This window comes from Actinomadura sp. WAC 06369 (assembly GCF_003947565.1).
Classification (GTDB): Bacteria; Actinomycetota; Actinomycetes; order Streptosporangiales; family Streptosporangiaceae; genus Spirillospora; species Spirillospora rifamycini.
In genome coordinates, this window is the sequence record NZ_QHJN01000078.1 from 21,713 (window position 1) to 36,256 (window position 14,544).

The 14,544-nt window shown below is 72.7% G+C and carries 14 protein-coding genes and 2 tRNA genes; 8 read left to right on the top strand and 8 right to left on the bottom strand.

The window, feature by feature from the left end; all coding sequences use genetic code 11:
* Positions 1–44 precede the first annotated feature (44 nt).
* Positions 45–1,076 carry a M48 family metallopeptidase gene (locus tag DMH08_RS21385; RefSeq protein WP_026404362.1) on the bottom strand — a complete coding sequence of 344 codons (1,032 nt, stop codon included), beginning with the start codon at positions 1,074–1,076 and terminating at the stop codon, positions 45–47.
* 158 nt (positions 1,077–1,234) lie between these two features.
* Here DMH08_RS21385 and DMH08_RS21390 point away from each other — a divergent pair, with 158 nt between their 5' ends.
* The 5 genes from DMH08_RS21390 to DMH08_RS21410 all read left to right on the top strand — a co-directional run bounded on the left by DMH08_RS21390 (position 1,235) and on the right by DMH08_RS21410 (position 4,562).
* Positions 1,235–2,443: an RNA-guided endonuclease InsQ/TnpB family protein gene (locus tag DMH08_RS21390; protein WP_125617280.1), complete on the top strand. Its 1,209-nt coding sequence runs from the start codon at positions 1,235–1,237 to the stop codon at positions 2,441–2,443.
* A 118-nt stretch (positions 2,444–2,561) separates the two neighbouring features.
* Entirely contained in the window at positions 2,562–3,164 is a 603-nt protein-coding gene (gene nadD, locus DMH08_RS21395; protein WP_026404364.1) for a nicotinate-nucleotide adenylyltransferase, read from the top strand.
* A 183-nt stretch (positions 3,165–3,347) separates the two neighbouring features.
* Positions 3,348–3,761, top strand: coding sequence for a ribosome silencing factor (gene rsfS, locus DMH08_RS21400; RefSeq protein ID WP_026404365.1), 414 nt, complete (start codon positions 3,348–3,350; stop codon positions 3,759–3,761).
* On the top strand, positions 3,754–4,410 hold the full coding sequence (locus DMH08_RS21405) for a histidine phosphatase family protein (RefSeq protein WP_026404366.1): 657 nt from the start codon (positions 3,754–3,756) through the stop codon (positions 4,408–4,410). The genes rsfS and DMH08_RS21405 overlap by 8 nt, the downstream gene beginning before the upstream one ends.
* Before the next feature lie 79 nt (positions 4,411–4,489).
* A tRNA-Ala gene (locus DMH08_RS21410) sits at positions 4,490–4,562 on the top strand.
* A gap of 125 nt (positions 4,563–4,687) precedes the next feature.
* Here DMH08_RS21410 and DMH08_RS21415 read toward each other — a convergent pair.
* Positions 4,688–5,296, bottom strand: coding sequence for a peptidoglycan-binding domain-containing protein (locus DMH08_RS21415; protein ID WP_158642367.1), 609 nt, complete (start codon positions 5,294–5,296; stop codon positions 4,688–4,690).
* 195 nt (positions 5,297–5,491) lie between these two features.
* A complete protein-coding gene (locus tag DMH08_RS21420) occupies positions 5,492–5,680 on the bottom strand; it encodes a hypothetical protein (RefSeq protein ID WP_125617284.1) in 189 nt (62 codons plus the stop codon).
* A 50-nt stretch (positions 5,681–5,730) separates the two neighbouring features.
* Here DMH08_RS21420 and DMH08_RS21425 point away from each other — a divergent pair, with 50 nt between their 5' ends.
* Together DMH08_RS21425 and DMH08_RS21430 are read left to right on the top strand one after the other, a co-directional pair.
* Entirely contained in the window at positions 5,731–6,288 is a 558-nt protein-coding gene (locus tag DMH08_RS21425; protein ID WP_125617286.1) for a hypothetical protein, read from the top strand.
* A gap of 85 nt (positions 6,289–6,373) precedes the next feature.
* A tRNA-Ala gene (locus tag DMH08_RS21430) sits at positions 6,374–6,446 on the top strand.
* An 88-nt stretch (positions 6,447–6,534) separates the two neighbouring features.
* On the opposite strand, the gene DMH08_RS40250 is transcribed toward DMH08_RS21430, so the two are convergent.
* Genes DMH08_RS40250 through DMH08_RS21445 form a run of 3 tightly spaced genes read right to left on the bottom strand, consistent with a single transcriptional unit; the run spans position 6,535 to position 8,553 of the window.
* Entirely contained in the window at positions 6,535–7,635 is a 1,101-nt protein-coding gene (locus DMH08_RS40250) for a baeRF2 domain-containing protein (RefSeq protein WP_158642368.1), read from the bottom strand.
* A 55-nt stretch (positions 7,636–7,690) separates the two neighbouring features.
* On the bottom strand, positions 7,691–8,200 hold the full coding sequence (locus tag DMH08_RS21440; RefSeq protein WP_026404370.1) for a DUF1360 domain-containing protein: 510 nt from the start codon (positions 8,198–8,200) through the stop codon (positions 7,691–7,693).
* Entirely contained in the window at positions 8,200–8,553 is a 354-nt protein-coding gene (locus DMH08_RS21445; RefSeq protein ID WP_026404371.1) for a VOC family protein, read from the bottom strand. The genes DMH08_RS21440 and DMH08_RS21445 overlap by 1 nt, the downstream gene beginning before the upstream one ends.
* 64 nt (positions 8,554–8,617) lie before the next feature.
* On the opposite strand from DMH08_RS21445, the gene DMH08_RS21450 reads away from it, so the two are divergent.
* On the top strand, positions 8,618–11,974 hold the full coding sequence (locus tag DMH08_RS21450; RefSeq protein WP_158642369.1) for a BTAD domain-containing putative transcriptional regulator: 3,357 nt from the start codon (positions 8,618–8,620) through the stop codon (positions 11,972–11,974).
* 13 nt (positions 11,975–11,987) lie between these two features.
* Here DMH08_RS21450 and DMH08_RS21455 read toward each other — a convergent pair whose 3' ends face one another.
* Entirely contained in the window at positions 11,988–12,797 is an 810-nt protein-coding gene (locus DMH08_RS21455) for an ABC transporter permease (protein ID WP_125617290.1), read from the bottom strand.
* Positions 12,794–13,771: an ATP-binding cassette domain-containing protein gene (locus DMH08_RS21460; RefSeq protein WP_125617293.1), complete on the bottom strand. Its 978-nt coding sequence runs from the start codon at positions 13,769–13,771 to the stop codon at positions 12,794–12,796. Before DMH08_RS21460 ends, DMH08_RS21455 begins: the two co-directional genes overlap by 4 nt.
* Positions 13,772–14,544: the final 773 nt, after the last annotated feature.

The window sequence follows — 14,544 nt, forward strand, 5'->3', positions numbered from 1 at the left end:
CGCCGTGTCCGTGTCACGGCGGCCCTCGCTCGGTTCCCGCGGCCCTAGCCGCCGTTCGCGCCGTTGGGGCGCCGGGCGATGCGGTCGAACAGGCCGCCCGCCGCGCCCGCCGCCGCGTCGGCCATGTCGCGGACCTTGCCGACGAACGGGTCGGCCGTCTGCTCCCACGACTCCCGGTAGGACCGGGCCGCGTTCCGGATCTCGTCGGTGACCTTCGCGCTGCCGTCGTCGTCGCGGCGCGCGTAGTCGCCGGCGAGGATGCGCTCGTACTCGCCGCCGCGCGCCCACTTGTCGATCTCCGCGAACCGGATCACCGCGAACGGGTGCGACTGCGGCAGCAGGTTCAGGAACTTCAGCAGCCCGTCCCGGACGTCGCCGGCCGCGTCGTACTCGCGGGCCTGCTCCAGGAACGCCTCGGCGCTCATCTCCGACAGCTTCGTCCCGCCCGCGAGCTTCATGTTCACGCGCTTGGCGGCGTCCAGGTCCTGCCCGGCGAGCAGGCCCGCGCGGTCCGACGACAGCTCCGCCTTGCGGAACCACTCCCGCAGCCCGATGATGATCGCCGCGATGCCCACGTTGCCGAGCGGCAGCCACGCCAGCCGCGACCCGAGCCCGATGAGGATCTGCATCATCGTCTGGTAGACGGCGTGCCCCGACAGGATGTGCCCGACTTCGTGCCCGACGACGAACCGCAGCTCCTCGTCGTCCAGCAGGTCGATCAGCCCGGTGTTGATCACGATGAACGGGTCGTCGGAGCCCAGCGCCATCGCGTTCGGGGTCGGGTCCTGCTTGACGAAGACGTCGGGCACCTTCTTCAGATCCAGGATGTAGGACGCGTCCCGCACCATGTCGTGCAGGTGGTGGAACTGGTTCTCGCCGACCCGGACGGTCCCGCCCAGGAACATCAGCCTGATGGCCCGCTCGTTGACCAGTCCCGACAGCTTGCGCAGGACGACGTCGAACCCGGACAGCGAGCGCAGCGCCACCAGCGCCGAGCGGTCCGCCGGGTGTTCGTAGGCCCGGGAGCTGATCCCGGGGAAGCGCTTGCGTGCTCGATCCGGTGTGTTCTCCGTCATCAAGGCTCCTTTGTGGATGCTCCGGCCTCCGGGCCGGGGAGGAAATGACAATCCTTCAGGACAGGACAAGGGCGGGGATAGGTGGGTCGCTGCCGGGGCGGACCTCCCTCCACCACGCGAGGACGGGATTCGGCCGATCTCGCGCTACGATCTGTGACGTGGCGTGTACAGTGAAGCGGGCGTATAAATACCGCTTCTACCCCACCGGCGAGCAGTCGGACGAATTGTCGCGCACGTTCGGGTGTGTGCGCCTGGTATACAACCGGGCGCTGGAGGAACGCACGCGTGCGTGGTACGGCGAGCGGCGGCGTGTCTCCTATGCGGAGTCGTCGGCTGCGCTGACCGCATGGAAGAAGACCGGCGAGGCGGCGTTCCTGAACGAGGTGTCCAGCGTGCCGCTGCAGCAGGCCCTGCGGCACCTGCAGGCGGCGTTCGCGAACTTCTTCGCCAAGCGCGCCGCCTACCCTCGCTTCAAGTCGCGGAGGAATTCCCGGCAGAGCGCGGAGTACACGCGGTCGGCGTTCAGGTGGCGCGATGGTCAGCTGATCTTGGCGAAAGTGCCCGGGCCGCTGGGCATCGTGTGGTCGCGGCCGCTGCCCGAAGGGGCGGAGCCCTCTACGGTCACGGTGTCCAGGGACGCGGCCGGACGGTGGTTCGTGTCGATCCTGTGCGAGGACCGCATCGTCCGCCCGGCCCCGGCCAAGAACGCGGTCGGGATCGACGTGGGCCTCATCTCGCTGGTTACGCTGTCGACGGGAGAGAAGGTCGCCAATCCCCGGCACGAGCGCCGCGACGGCGAACGCCTCGCCCGAGCACAGAGGGAGTTGTTCCGTAAGGCCAAGGGCTCGGCGAACCGGGACAAGGCCCGCCGGAAGATCGCGCGGATTCATGTGCGCATCGCCGACCGGCGCCGGGACCTCCTGCACAAGCTGTCGACTCGGCTCGTCCATGAGAACCAAGTGGTCGTGATCGAGGACTTGGGAGTCCGCACCATGGTGAAGAATCGCTCCCTCGCCCGGGCGATCTCGGACGCGGCGTGGCGGGAGCTGCGGGCGATGCTGGAGTACAAGGCCGGGTGGTACGGCCGTGAGCTCGTGGTGATCGACCGCTGGTTCCCCTCGTCCAAGTTGTGCTCCGAATGTGGGAGGGCTGCTGAGCGAATGCCCCTCGCCGTGAGGGAGTGGCGGTGCGGTTGCGGTGCGGTTCACGACCGTGACGTCAACGCCGCCAAGAACATCCTGGCCGCCGGGCTGGCGGTGTCCGCCTGTGGAGACGGTGTGAGACCTCAACGGGAGCCCTCCCGGACGGGGCGGTCGTCGGTGAAGCAGGAAACCCAGCGGGTGACCGCTGGAGCCCCTCGCCTCTAGGCGAAGGAGAAAGTCAAGTCAGGCATGGTAGTTCCGACGAACCGGCGTGCCGCAGGGTTCCCGCCGGACGCCGGGGCGAACGTTCGGGCCGGTGCACCGGCTGGCTATTCTCGTCGTCATGACGCAAAAGCGGCGGCTCGGGATCATGGGCGGCACGTTCGACCCGATCCACCACGGGCACCTCGTGGCCGCCAGCGAGGTGGCGCACTTCTTCTCGCTGGACGAAGTGGTCTTCGTCCCCACCGGCCTCTCGTCCCACAAGGAGGGCCGCAAGGTCGCCGCCGCCGAGGACCGCTACCTCATGGCCGTGATCGCCACCGCCTCCAACCCGCGCTTCTCCGTCAGCCGCGTCGACATCGACCGCCCCGGCCCCACCTACACCGTCGACACGCTGCGCGACATCCGGGACGTCCGGGGCCCCGACGCCGACCTGTTCTTCATCACCGGCGCCGACGCCCTCGAGAAGATGCTCACCTGGCACGACACCGACGAACTGTTCGGCCTCGCCCACTTCGTCGGCGTGACCCGCCCCGGGCACCGCCTCGCCGACCCCGGCCTGCCCAACGGGCGCGTGTCGCTCATGGAGGTCCCGGCCCTGTCGATCTCCTCCACCGAGTGCCGCGACCGCGTCCACTCCGGCGAGCCGATCTGGTACCTCGTCCCCGACGGGATCGTCCAGTACATCAACAAGCGCGGCCTCTACCGCGACGACGCCTCCTGACCTGCGCGGAGATCCGCACGCCCGGCCGTCCGCCGCGCCACGGCCCCCGCGCCGTCCGCATACCCTGGAGAGGGAAGGGCCGCGTGCGAACGCGGCCGGCCGACAAATTGATCGGGCCGCCGGCCCCCGCCCGTGAGATGGTGGAGCCGAGACGACCCCTACAGGGAGGATCGCGAGCGCATCGTGACCGCATCCGAAAGGGCCGCAACGCTGGTCCGGATCGCCGCGGAGGCGGCGGGAGACAAGCTGGCCGACGACATCCTGGCCTACGACGTGAGCGAGCAGCTCGTCATCACCGACGCGTTCGTGCTCTGCTCCGCCCCCAACGACCGTCAGGTCCGCGCCATCGTCGACGAGGTCGAGCGAAGGCTCCGCGAGGAGGCCGACGCCAAGCCCGTCCGCCGCGAGGGCGAGCGCGAGGGCCGCTGGGTGCTCCTCGACTACGCCGACGTCATCGTGCACATCCAGCACGAGGAGGACCGCGTCTTCTACGCGCTCGAACGGCTCTGGAAGGACTGCCCGGTGATCGAGCTGCCCGAGTCCGCCACCGCGCACCAGGAGCAGCGCGCCCGGACCGTCGGGAGCCTCGGTGAGTGACACGCGCCGCGAGCCCGGCAGGCGCCGGCTCGTCCTGTGGCGGCACGGCCAGACGGCCTGGAACGTCGAGAACCGCTTCCAGGGCAAGACAGACATCCCCCTGGACGAGACCGGCGTGCAGCAGGCCCGCCGCGCCGCCCGCCTCCTCGCCGGGCTGCGCCCCACCGAGCTGCTGGCGTCCCCGCTGCAGCGCGCGTCCGCCACCGCGGCCTGCCTCGCCGAGGTCACCGGCCTCCCCGTCCGCTACGACCGCGACCTGATCGAGCGCGACGGCGGCGAGTGGGAGGGCCTCACCGGCCGCGAGATCCGCGAGCGCTACCCCGAGGCGCACGCCGCCTGGCAGCCGCCCGGCGGCGAGACCAGCGCCCAGGTCGCCAAGCGGGTCGGCGCCGCCCTCGACCGCGCCCTCGACGACCTGCCCGGCACCGGGACGCTCGTCGTCGCCTCCCACGGCGCCGCGCTCCGGCTCGGCATGTCGAACCTCCTCGGCCTCCCCGAGAGCGTCTGGGAGCGCCTCGGCGGCCTCTCGAACTGCTGCTGGTCCGTCCTCACCGAGATGCGCGACGGCGGCTGGCGCCTCGCCGAACACAACGCCGGCACCCTCCCCGAACCCGTCCTCGGCGACGATCGCACCGACAACGGGGCCTGAGGCGAAACGATTCGTGTCCGGTCACTGAAGTCCGATACACTGGCGGAGCCCTGCGGGATGAACGTCCACGCAGCGGCGCGGGGCTATGGCGCAGTTGGTAGCGCGCCTCCATGGCATGGAGGAGGTCTGGGGTTCGAATCCCCATAGCTCCACGCGTTGGTCTTGAAAAAAGGCACCGGGTCCGTGGGCCCGGTGCCTTTCTCGTGCCATCGGCGACCGCTCCGTGACGGTGCGCGGAGAGCCCGGCCGCCCTACCGGTGCGGGGTCGGTCGATCCTTCAGAGGCCCGGGGTGGATCGCTGCTCGGCGCCCTGGGCCATCGCGGCGCGGAACGTCTGCGGGCCGAAGTAGCCGTCGACGCCGATCCGCTTGCGCGTCTGGAACGCGCGGACGGCGCGCTCGGTGGCGCCGCCGTACCAGCCGTCGACCTTGAGGCTCCGGTCCTGCAGGGCCTTCATCACGCCCTGGACGCCCTTGACGATGTGCGCCTTCCCGTTGTTCGGGCCGTCGCCCGTGAGGACCTCGCCGATGTCGCGCCGGAGCTCGCTCATGGTCTCGCCGGTGACGGTGCCCTCCGGGTCGACGTCGATGAAGCGGGCCCTCTGGTACCGCTTGACGTCGTCGACCATGTCCTGGAGGTACACGTCGCCGTTGGAGGCGGCCGGGTTGCAGTTGGTGTAGAAGCCGAGCTGCGTGAGCGCGCAGCGGACGAACGCGACGCGGTAGCTCTTGCTCCCCGCGTCGAGCTCGACCCACGGCTGGAGCTCGATGGCCTTGACGACCCGCGGGTCGGTGTCCGGGCCGTCGGCGGACGCCGCGCCGACGCCGGCGACCGCCGTCAGCGCGGCGGCCGCGAGCACGGACAGCGTGCGAAGCAGGATCTTCATGTGAACCCCCCGTTCATCGGTTGGATCCTGACATTCGGGTGTGATGGGGGCTCCTGAATAATGGTTCGATCGTCTTCGGTAAAATTCGAAAGAGAACTTGACGGATTTGCGGGGCATCGGGTTTACATAGATCATCAGTCTTTGCCGAAACCGGGTGTGTCGGTGATCGTGATCGCGCTCTCTCGTGGAGATCACTCAAGTGCGCGGCATGTCGGGAATGCCCTCCACGCTGGAGGGTGAGGGGCCGTGCAGGTCGCGCCGGGTGCGGGCGGCGTCGAGGGCGGACGAAGGGCACGGCCGGGGCGTCGCGGTAAATGCGCACGCAAAACGTTGATCACGCGGACGGACGCCTTTGCCCTGCGCGCGCTTGGCGCTCTTGATCATGCGGGAACAGTCGTCGGTGGCGATGCCGATCGAGATGAGGGGTTAACCCAATGAGAGCTCGTATCACCGGAAGAGCGACCCTGCCCGCCGTCCTGGCCGCCTCGGTCGTGGCGGTCGCGGCGCCCGCGGTGGCGCAGGCGGCGGCGCTGGACCCGGTCGCGGTGCCGGTGGCCGTGCCGGTGGCGGAGAGCAAGGACTGCGAGCGGGGGCTGGAACTCCTGAAGCAGATCAAGCTGCTTCCCGGGCAGCCGGATCTCGCCAAGACGCTGTGCACGCTCGGCGCCGCCGGGGCGGGCGCGGACAAGCCGGTCGGGGACGGGGCCGGGGTGGACGGAGCGGGCGCCGAGGAGGTGTCGAGCACGGAAGGCCGGCCGCGGGGGCTGCAGATGCCCCGCGACTACACGCCGCCGGCCGCCGGGCAGCCCACCGAGCACAATGTCCAAGCCCACGACGTGGCGGAGCACCAGAACAAGCTCCTCGGGCTGCCCGTGGAATGGCCGGAGGGCCTCACCGTCTGGATCCCGACGTTCCAGCAGGGCGAGTGGCACTCCTACAGCAACAGCGCCGCGGACGGTGTCCAGGACCCGGCCGCCGCGCCCGGCCGCTGACCCGCCGCGGGCCGCGGGGAGCCGTACCCCCGCGGCCCGCGTTCCGAGCGGTGTCCAACGTGCACTAAGCTCTTCACTGCACCGAGGGGCTATGGCGCAGTTGGTAGCGCGCCTCCATGGCATGGAGGAGGTCTGGGGTTCGAATCCCCATAGCTCCACGTTCTTCCTTACGGCGAAGGCCGCTCGAGACTCCAAGGTCTCGGGCGGCCTTCGCCGTTCGCGGTGCCGCTCGGGCCCGCCGCGCGTTCAGGCCGTGAAGCGCAGGACGGCGCCGATCTCGTGGTGCGCGTCGCCGTCCGAGGGCAGCACCACCAGCTCGCCGTCGGTCGCCGCCACGGCCCGGACGAGCGCGGCGTCCGCCCGGTCCTCGTGGACGTCCGTGACGCCGAACTCGGTGCGGAGCTCCTCCGGGGACGACGCGAGCTGGACCGGGTCGGGCCCGAACCACAGGCTCTCCCCGGAGCCCGGGTCCTCCTCGTCCAGCAGCAGCGTCTCGACCTGGCCGTTGCGGACGGCCTCGACGATCGCGGGGATGCCGGACACGGCGCGCTTGCCGTTGGCGAGCTCCCGGTCGAAGCGCTCGGCGACCGTCATGACGCGCTCGGCCGTCTTGAGCTTCAGGATCCGGTTCAGCTCCGCCTCCAGCTCCGGATCGTGGACGTCGGTGTTGCGGTCGAGCTCGACGACGTGCTCCAGGACGGCCTCGGAGACCTCCTCCAGGACGGCCGTCCGGGCGCGGGTGTCGCCGGCGATCACCACCGCCTGCGCGCCGCAGCGGTCGGCGGCGCGGTCGATCTCGTGCGCGACCTTCTTGGCGTTGAGCTTCCAGACGTTTTCGGACGAGCGCTGGAACCGGGACTGGTTCCAGTCGCCCGCCTTCGTCTTGCGGATCGGGTACTCCTCGTCGCCGTCGACCTCGATGTGCTCGTGCCGTCCGTCGGCGGTCACGCAGTCGATCTCGCCGCCCCGGCGGTCCACGACGGCGACCATGTGCGGGAACCGCTCGCCGCGTTCGGCCAGGTAGGGCAGGACGTGGGGGAGCGGGGCGAACCGGGCGTGGGGCGTGCGGGGCGGGGCGGGGAGCCGCTCGGCGTGCACGACCTCGCCGTCCGCCGCGAAGACCACCAGCCCTTCGGAGCGGCGCTGCGCGATCTCGTCCTCGACGGTCGCCTCGATCGCGCGGAGGGTGTCGGCGGGGGTGCCCTGCTCCTCCAGGTCGGTGCGCAGCGCCCGCCACCGCAGCTCGACGGCCTTGGCGGCGTCCTCGGTGGTCCGGGTGAGGTCGGCGTACACCGACGCGTAGGGGCCGGGGTGCCGGTACAGCGTCTTGAGGAATGACAGCTCCATAGGGTCGCCGTACCCGATCCATATGGGGCAAACGTAAAGAATGGGGCGCCAGGGGTCAGTCCTCGGCGGACCGCTGGAGCCGCGCGTACGCGAGCTGCAGCCAGTCCGACGCGGCCACCGCCGTCATGGTCGCGCCCGCGAACCGGGTCGTCTCCGGTGCGAAGACCAGCCCCGCCGCGTACGCCGTCGCCACCCACTGGCCCGTGCAGAACGGGCAGGTGACCAGCTCCCCGACGGCGTGCCGGACGCCGTGCCCCCGCACCTCCTCGGCCACCTCCGCCGGACCGGACGTCCCCGAGTAACGGGTGAACGGGGCGCGCAGCGGGCTCGTCACCGGGTCCTTGGCGATCAGCCGGGACAGCTTGTGCGTGGTGACCGCCATCAGCGCCAGGTCGCCCGCGCCGACGGCGGGCACCCGGTCCCGGAACCGCTTCGCCAGCACGCCCAGCGCCCCGGCCGTCACCGCGTAGACCGCCATCGTGCCCAGGTACGAGCCGAGCGGCCGGTCCTCGCCGCCCGCGTAGCGCTCCTTCTGCTTGCGGGCGGTGTCGACGACGGCGTTCATCACTCTTCCTCCGGGGGGACGATCAGGCAGAACTCGTTGCCCTGCGGGTCGGTCAGCACCGTCGTGAGCCAGCTCTCGTCCTCGAACGGGCCGCGGACGACGCGCGCCCCCAGCCCCGTGACCCGCGCGAGCTCGGCGTCCATGTCGGCGACCCGGAGATCGGGATGCATCCGGTTCTTGCCGGACTTCGGCTCGGGGACGCGCTGCAGCAGCAACGTCGGGTTCCGGCCCTGCGGGTCGGTCAGCGTCACGTAGGGCTCGTCCAGGGGGCCGCGCTCGTAGCCGAGCGCCGCCGCCCAGAAGTCCGCGAGGGAGTCGGGATCGGCGCAATCCATGACGATGGCGAGTTCCATCCCGATTCATTACCCGGCGTGGGGCGTCCACACATCGGGGACAATGGCCGCGGAAAGGGGACACGTGCGCATCGGCATCCTGGGCCCGCTCGCCGTGCGGGACGCGGCCGGGCGGCCCGTCGAGGTCGGCGGCCGGAGACTGCGCGCCCTGCTCGTCCGGCTCGCGCTCGACGCGGGCCGGCCCGTCTCGGCGGCGCGCCTGCTGGACGACCTGTGGGACGGCGACCCGCCCGGCGGCAACGCCCTCCAGGCGCTCGTCTCCCGGCTGCGCGGCGCGGCCGGCCGGGACGTCGTCGAGCACGGCCCCGCCGGATACCGGCTCGGCGTCGCCCCGGACGAGGTCGACGCCGTCGCGTTCGAGCGCGCCGTCGCCGCCGCCCGCCGGACGGACGACCCGGCGCGGCGGGCCGACGAGCTGGCCCGCGCCCTCGGACTGTGGCGCGGCCCCGCGCTCACCGACGTCGCCGGCGACGACTTCGCCCGCCCCGCCATCGCGCGCCTGGACGAGCTGCGGCTCGCCGCCGTCGAGGACCGGCTCGACGCCGACCGGGCCGCGGCCCGGCCCGCGCCGCCGCCCGCCGACCTCGCCGCCGTCGCCGCCGCGAACCCGCTGCGGGAGCGCCTCCGCGCCCACTACGTCCGCTCCCTGCACGCCGCCGGGCGCCGCGCCGACGCCCTCGACGCCTACGAGGAGACGCGCCGCGCCCTCGCCGACCGGCTCGGCGCCGACCCGTCCCCCGAACTCGCCGCCGTCCACCTGGCCGTCCTGCGCGACGACGGCGCCGGCACGTCCGCGAACGGCTCCGGCCCCGCGTCCCCCGGCGCCCGCCCCGCCGCCCCGGCCCGGCGCCGGACGAACCTGCCCGCGCAGCTCACGACGTTCGTCGGCCGGGAGGAGGAGTCGCGGCGCGTCGGCGAGCTGCTGCGCGGGCACCGGCTCGTCACCCTCACCGGCCCCGGCGGCGCGGGCAAGACCCGCCTCGCCGGGGAGATCGCCGCGGCGCACGTCGCCGGCACCCCGGACGGCGTCTGGTTCGTCCCGCTCGCCCCGGTCAGCGACCCCGGCGACCTCGCCCAGGCCGTCCTCACCGCGCTCGGCGCCGCCGAACCGATGTGGAGCACCGAGGCCCGGCCGCCCGCGCACCCCCTCGACCGGCTCACCGCCTTCCTCGCCGCCAAGAGCCTCGTCCTCGTCCTCGACAACTGCGAGCACCTCGTCGACGCCGTCGCCCGGCTCACCGACCACCTCCTCGCGCGGGCGCCCGGCGTCCGGATCCTCGCCACCAGCCGCGAGCCGCTCGGCATCACCGGCGAGTCGCTGTGCCCGGTCCCGTCCCTCCCGCTGCCGCCGCCCGCCCCCGACGGCGGACCCGACGGCGGACCCGACGGCGGACCCGGCCCGGACGAGGCGCTGCGGTACGCGGCCGTCCGGCTGTTCGCCGACCGCGCCGCCGCCGTCCGCCCCGGCTTCGCGGTCGACGCCGACACCGTCGGCGACGTCGTCGAGATCTGCCGCGCCCTCGACGGCGTCCCCCTCGCCATCGAACTGGCCGCCGCCCGGCTGCGCGCCCTCACCCCCGGCCAGGTCGCGGCCCGCCTCGGCGACCGGTTCCGGCTGCTGTCCGCCGGCAGCCGCGCCGCACTGCCCCGCCACCGCACCCTGCGCGCCGTCGTCGACTGGAGCTGGGACCTGCTCGACGACGTCGAACGCACCGTCCTGCGCCGGCTGTCGGTGTTCGCGGGCGGCGCCTCCCCGGCCGCCGCCGCCCGCGTCTGCGGCCTCGACGCCCCGGACGCCCCCGCGCCCGACGACGTCCTCGACGTGGTCGCCGCCCTGATCGACAAGTCGCTCGTCCTCGCGGACGGCGGCGCGGACGTCCGCTACCGGCTGCTGGAGACCGTCCGCGTCTACGCGGGCGAACGGCTCGAGGAGGCCGGCGAGGCGCGGCGGGTCCGCGCCGCGTACACCGCCCACTTCCTCGACCTCGCCGCCCGCGCCGACCCGGAACTGCGCCGCCCCGACCAGCTCCGCTGGGCCGAACGCCTGGCCGCCGAACGCGACAACCTGGCCGCCGCGCTCCGGCACGCCGTCGACGCGCGGGACGTCGAGACGGCGCTGCGGCTGTTCGGCTGCCTCATGTGGTTCTGGTTCATGCACGACATGGAGGTCGAGGCGGGCGCCCTCGCCGAAGCCGTCCGCGACCTCGCCGCCGGCGCGCCGCCGCCGGACCTGGCCGAGGAGTACGCCCTCGCCGTCCTGTCCGCCGGGCTCGTCGCCGAGTTCGCCTCCGGGTGCGGAGCGACGCTCGACTCGCTGCGCGCCGCCATCGAACGCTTCGTCCAGGCCGTCCCCGACGAGCCGTGCTACCCCATGCTCGCCCTCGCCCGTCCCGTCCGCGCCATCTTCGCGGGGGACGACGACGAGGCGCGCCGCCTCCTGAAGCGGCTCGACGGCCACCCGGACCCGTGGGTCGGCGCGATCTCCCGCGTCGTGCTCGGCCACCTCGCGATCAACGTCGGCGACATCGACGCCGCCGCGGTCGAGGCCGCCGCGGGCTGCGCCCGGTTCCGCGACATCGGCGACCGGTGGGGCCTGCTCGGCGCGCTCGGCTGCCAGGTCCAGGTCCACATCGCCCGCGGCGAGCTCGCCGCGGCCCTCGACCTCGCCGAGGAGGCGCAGCAGCTCGCCGACACGGGCATCGGCATGGACGCCGGCGTCATGATGCTCGTCCTCGTCGGCGAGGTCCGGATGCGGACCGGCGACCTCGCCGACGCCCGCAAGAACTTCCAGCAGGCCATGGACACCATGGAGCGGCGCGGCGACTACGCCGACGCCGGCACCGCCGCCCTCGCCCTCAGCGAACTGTCCCTCCGGGAAGGCGACCGGGACGCCGCCCGCGCGCTCGCCGCACGCGTCCACGAGTGGACCTGCGAGCGCCGGTACCGCCCCGACATCACCCTCGTCGCGCGCCGCGCCCACATGCGGCTCGGCTGCCTCGCCGGGGAGGACGGCGACCTCGACGCGGCCGCGCGCTGGCACGCCCGCGCCGTCGCCGGCCTGGACATCGACGTCTTCGCCGGCAACCCCACCCTCGCCGTCCTCGCCGAAGGGCTCGCCTCCCTCGCGGACGCGCGCGGCGAGCACGCCGCCGCCGCGGAACTCCTCGGCACCGCGCACGCCCTGCGCGGCTACCACGACGCCGGCTCCTACGACGACCGGCGGGTCGCCGAGTCCGCCGCGCGGGCCCTCGGCGCCGCCGCGTTCGGCGCCGCCCACCGGCGCGGACGGGCCGTCGACCGCGCCGCGTTCATCGCCCGCGCGCCCGGCCTCGCGGCCCCCGCCGGTCCCGACGAGGGAGACGGGCCGGACGGGCCGGACGGGCCGGGGCGTGCCGGAGCGCGCCTCGACCCGTGCGGCTGATCCGGTCGCCCGGTCACACGCGCCGCGTGTACATGCGGACGGCCAGCGGGAACGACACCATCACGATCCCGGCGGCCCACGCCAGGGTGACCCAGACGTGGTTCCCCACCTCGCCGCCGATCATGAGCGCCCGCATCGCGTCCGCGAGGTGCGTCACCGGGCTGACGTCCGTCCACGCCTGCAACCAGCCCGGCATCGTCGAGGTGTCCGCGACCAGGACGCTGCTTCCGAAGGTCAACGGCATGACCCAGACCATCGCGATGCCCTGCACCGTCTCCGGGCTCGGCGCCACCAGCCCCACCAGCACCGACACCCAGCACACCGCCAGGTAGAACACGTACGCGAGCGCGATCGCGGCCAGCACCGACAACGGATCGGTGCGGAACCGGAAGCCCAGCAGCGACCCGAAGCCCACCAGCATCGTCATCATGACGACGAACCGGACGGTGTCCCCGAGCACCGTCCCGATCAGCGGCGCGCTCCGCGCGATCGGCAGGCTGCGGAACCGGTCGAACACCCCGCGGTGGATGTCCTCGTTCAGCGCCACCCCCAGCCCCATCGTCGAGAACATCGCCGTCTGGGCCACCAAGCCCGGCAGCAGCACCTGCAGGTACGACTGCGTGTCGCCCGCCACCGCACCGCCGAACACGTACAGGAACATCAGCAGGAACACGATCGGCATCAGCGTCGTGTCGAGCAGCTTCTCCGGCGAGTGCCGCAGCTGCGAGACGTTCCGCCACGCCAGTGTCAGCCCGTGCCGCAGCGTCCGCCGCGGACCGATCCGGGCGGGCGGCTCTGCCGGGGACACCGTGACCGCGGTCATGCCAGGCTCCCTTCCCGCGCCGGCTCGTCCGCCGGCTCCTCGGCGGCATGGCCCGTCAGCGTCAGGAACACCTCGTCCAGGCTCGGCATCCGCACCGCCAACTCCGCCGGCGTCAGCGCCGCCTCGTCCAGCCGCCGCACCAGCGCCGACACCGCCCCCGGGTCGCTCACCGGCGCCGTCACCAGCCCCGTCGCCGCCTGCACGTCCGGGCGTCCCCCGGCCACCTCGGCCACGATCGCGGTGAGCTGCTCCACCCGGTACGGCTCCGCCGCCCGCACCGTGAGCGTCTGCCGCCCCACACGCCGCTTCAGCTCGCCGGACGTCCCCTCCGCGATCACACGGCCGTGGTCGAACACCGCGATGCGGTCCGCGAGCGCATCCGCCTCCTCGAGGTACTGCGTCGTGAGCAGCACCGTCGCCCCGTCCGCGACCACCGCGCGCACGGTCTCCCACACCTCGTTGCGCGCACGCGGGTCGAGGCCCGTCGTCGGCTCGTCCAGGTAGATGACGTCCGGCCGGTTGATCAGGCTCGCCGCGAGGTCGAGCCGCCGCCGCATCCCGCCCGAGTACGTCTTGACGGCACGCCGGCCCGCCTCCGCCAGCCGGAACCGCGCCAGCAGCTCCCGCGCCCGGGCCTTGGCCTCCGCACGTCCGAAGTCCAGCAGCCGCGCGATCATCACGAGGTTCTGCGTCCCCGACAGCTCCTCGTCCACCGACGCGTACTGCCCCGTCAGCCCGATCTTCGCCCGGACCCGGACCGCGTCCCGCACGACGTCGTAGCCGCACACCTCGGCGCGTCCCGAGTCGGGCTTGAGCAGCGTCGCGAGCACCCGCACCGCCGTCGTCTTCCCAGCCCCGTTCGGCCCCAGCACCCCGAGCACGCTGCCCCGCCGCACCGCGATGCTCACGCCGTCCAGGGCCTGCGTCTCCCCGAACCGCTTGCGCAGCGCCTCGGTGCGTATCACGTCGTCCATCCCCGTACCTTCCCGTCGTTCGCTGTGACGTCGACCACCGTCCGCGACCCCGCTGACACGGGGCCCACACGAGGGCCGCGGTGCTGACGCCGTCCTGACGCACGGCTGACGCGGGCGCCGGTACATGCACGTGACCAGCAGGTTTCCGGGAGGCGCCCTGGAGGTGGACGGCCCGATTTGACGATCGCTCCGGGGCTACCTAATGTTCTTCCTGCCCCAAGGGGATGCGGGACGCCGAGAGGCGGACGGCCCCGGGGAAGCCACCCAGACGAAAAACGGTTCGAAGCATGCTTCGGAGCGAGCTACTCTGGAATGGCAAGCCCGGACGGGATGCAGGACACCGCGAGGTGGCCGGCCCGAGGGACTCCTCCGAACGATCTTCCGAAGACGGTTCGCGCCGTCGGCGGCAGCATCCCGGAGGGCGGGCGACGAATCTGAAGATCGACTCGCAAGAGCCGGTTGACAGAGACGAAGACTCCGGTAAGATAGAAGGGTTGCCCCGGAGCGAGGGCCGCGAGAGCGGGACCGAGCGCGGTGGGTGTCCGTTTCTTGAGAACTCAACAGCGTGTTAAAAGCCAGTGCCTTTAACGATTCGGTCGGCAGGCCGGATCACTCCCGAGGCCCTGCACCCCCGTCAGGGGATGTGAGGCTGGGGATTTCTTTGAGGCAAGCACCCGAGTGGTGCATTGCCGGGATTGTTTCCAAGGTTTGGCTCTTCGGGTTCGCCCCCGAAGGGTCGGTAAGACCTTAATGGAGAGTTTGATCCTGGCTCA

Excerpts from the sequence above, each read along its gene's own strand:
- DMH08_RS21385 (WP_026404362.1), bottom strand. The coding sequence starts at position 1,076 with ATGACGGAGAACACACCGGATCGAGCACGCAAGCGCTTCCCCGGGATC.
- DMH08_RS21455 (WP_125617290.1), bottom strand. The coding sequence starts at position 12,797 with ATGACCGCGGTCACGGTGTCCCCGGCAGAGCCGCCCGCCCGGATCGGT.
- DMH08_RS21425 (WP_125617286.1), top strand. The coding sequence starts at position 5,731 with ATGAGAGCTCGTATCACCGGAAGAGCGACCCTGCCCGCCGTCCTGGCC.
- nadD (WP_026404364.1), top strand. The coding sequence starts at position 2,562 with ATGACGCAAAAGCGGCGGCTCGGGATCATGGGCGGCACGTTCGACCCG.
- DMH08_RS21445 (WP_026404371.1), bottom strand. The coding sequence starts at position 8,553 with ATGGAACTCGCCATCGTCATGGATTGCGCCGATCCCGACTCCCTCGCG.
- DMH08_RS21415 (WP_158642367.1), bottom strand. The coding sequence starts at position 5,296 with ATGAAGATCCTGCTTCGCACGCTGTCCGTGCTCGCGGCCGCCGCGCTG.
- DMH08_RS40250 (WP_158642368.1), bottom strand. The coding sequence starts at position 7,635 with ATGGAGCTGTCATTCCTCAAGACGCTGTACCGGCACCCCGGCCCCTAC.
- DMH08_RS21460 (WP_125617293.1), bottom strand. The coding sequence starts at position 13,771 with ATGGACGACGTGATACGCACCGAGGCGCTGCGCAAGCGGTTCGGGGAG.
- DMH08_RS21420 (WP_125617284.1), bottom strand. The coding sequence starts at position 5,680 with ATGATCAAGAGCGCCAAGCGCGCGCAGGGCAAAGGCGTCCGTCCGCGT.
- DMH08_RS21440 (WP_026404370.1), bottom strand. The coding sequence starts at position 8,200 with ATGAACGCCGTCGTCGACACCGCCCGCAAGCAGAAGGAGCGCTACGCG.